The following is a 2,039-nucleotide window of genomic DNA, read 5'->3' as shown; positions in this document are numbered from 1 at the left end:
CAGATTATACTCTGAATAAGTCATTTTTATATAATTAGATGAATATATTAGCTCAAAACGAATTTATTGAGTCATACAAGACAAATAAAATTCCATACATTATTCAGTAAACGCGTTTTCATTTGTCAATAAAATATGTTTTCCTGCCTTATATTGTTTTAAGAGTATGAAATTTCTTATTTTACAACTATATATATTGAGCCACTTATATATTAAGTAGTTTAAAGAAAATGTCTTATAATAAAATAGAGAGCATACTAAGAAAAAAACTTACCCAAGAATACGCTACGCAACTTGGGTAAGTTTCCTATAATAATTCTCGGAATTTATAAATAAGAAGACAATGCTTTTTGCTTCTATATATTATAAATTCAAGAAAAACTTCTCAATCTATTAATATGAGGGATTCTGTTTAATCTGAGGATTAGCATCAATTTCCGCCTGAGGGATAGGCATAATAGTTCTATAATCATTCCAGTTTACGGTTATCAAATCTTCTCCATTTAAGAAATGTGTTCCTCCTTTTCTTTCAACAGTATCTCCAACACGTAAAATGTCATATAGTCTATGACCTTCCATCACTAGTTCTTTTCTGCGTTCTTTCTTGATTAAGTCAATAGTTGCTGTAATTTTAGTGTTGTTAGGGTTCGCACGATGTCGTATTTGATATAGGTATTCATCGGCTAGTTTTTGGTCGGGAGTATTTTTTCTTAATGCAGCTTCTGCTCCAATCAAATAAATGTCAGACAAGCGGATAACCCGGATGTTGTTGACAATTACGTTACCATCAAGCCCCGGGTATTTATTTATAACCCGTTTTTTACCTTCTTTATCATTAATTAGTAGTCCCAATCGTACGTCTGAAGGATCTTCATTTAATAAGTTTAAAAAATCTGTAGTAGCTACCATTGCTCCATATGAACTTGGTGCAACAACGGCTCCAATAAGTTCTCTAGATCCACTATACATTGTAGAGGATAAGTCTAAATCAAAGATTGACTCGCTATTTTCACGTTTTCCCCACATTTCAATATATTCAGAATTAGGAACCAAAGTGTATCCACTATGTTCAACGACATCTTTGGCATAATTATAAGCCTCATCATAATTTCCTTTGTATAGATTAACACGGGCCATTAGGGCTTTTACTCCCCAACGATTGATATGACCGTATGTCTTATTTTCACTTATCAGATTTAAAGCATTTGTTAAATCTGTTAGAACCGCTTCATATCCTTGCGCAACGGTAAGGCGTTCTGGTAAAGCTGTAGCATCAAGTACTGATGTAACAACAGGAACTCCTAAAGATGCTCCATTATCTTTTTGATAAGGTGCTCCATAGGTAATCAGAAGGTTGAAATGTGCTAAGGCTCTAATAGCTAATGCTTCGCCTTGTGAATTTTTTGTGACATCAGTCATTGGGATATTACCTTCTTCAATGGCTTCTAAAAGAACATTTGCACGGTTTATCAATACATAGGGAACATACCAAAGTGATTCTTTGGCATTATTTTGCCTATCGGTAAAACGATAGAAATTCTCGGTGCGATCTCCAACCATGCGGGTTTGTATATCATCACCTCCAACCTCTGGGCGAGTGATAAAATCAGTTCCATAATAATTATAAGATACGTTACTTGTGGGATCTGTTACACTGATAAGTCCTTGATAAAGGCCATTTACTGCAGTTTTTGTATCTTCCTCAGTCGTAATTGCTCCTTCGCTAACTAACGAATCGCTAGGCAGTGTTGTCAAATAATCATCACACGAAGACAACAATGTAGCTCCTGTTAGCATAGCTGCAAATATAGTATTTATAGTTGTTTTCATTGTTTCTTTTGTTAAATTCCTAATTCAATACCAAATGTAACGGTCTTTAGATTGGGAAGTCCCATTGTTGGGATTCCATTTACTGGCATTTCTGGGTCAGCATATTTATATGAGGTCCAAGTTAGCAAATTGCTACCTGAGATAAAGACGCGTACATTGTTTAGTTGTGCTTTATTAATCCATTTTTGTGGAAGTGAATAAGAAAGACG

At 34.5% G+C, this 2,039-nt stretch carries 2 protein-coding genes; both read right to left on the bottom strand.

Annotated features, from left to right (window positions below):
• Positions 1 to 393: 393 nt before the first annotated feature.
• The gene (locus tag WKT20_RS17925; RefSeq protein WP_340417853.1) at positions 394 to 1,830 is read right to left on the bottom strand and encodes a RagB/SusD family nutrient uptake outer membrane protein; all 1,437 of its coding nucleotides are present in this window, start codon (positions 1,828 to 1,830) and stop codon (positions 394 to 396) included.
• 11 nt (positions 1,831 to 1,841) lie between these two features.
• Positions 1,842 to 2,039: hypothetical protein (locus WKT20_RS17920; protein WP_340417852.1), on the bottom strand; the 198-nt coding region annotated here is incomplete at its 5' end.

It is taken from the genome of Phocaeicola sp. ICN-14070 (genome assembly GCF_037892625.1).
Lineage (GTDB): Bacteria > Bacteroidota > Bacteroidia > Bacteroidales > Bacteroidaceae > Phocaeicola > Phocaeicola plebeius.
Note: the sequence above shows the minus strand (reverse complement) of the source record. Positions and strands in the feature narration are given on the sequence as shown.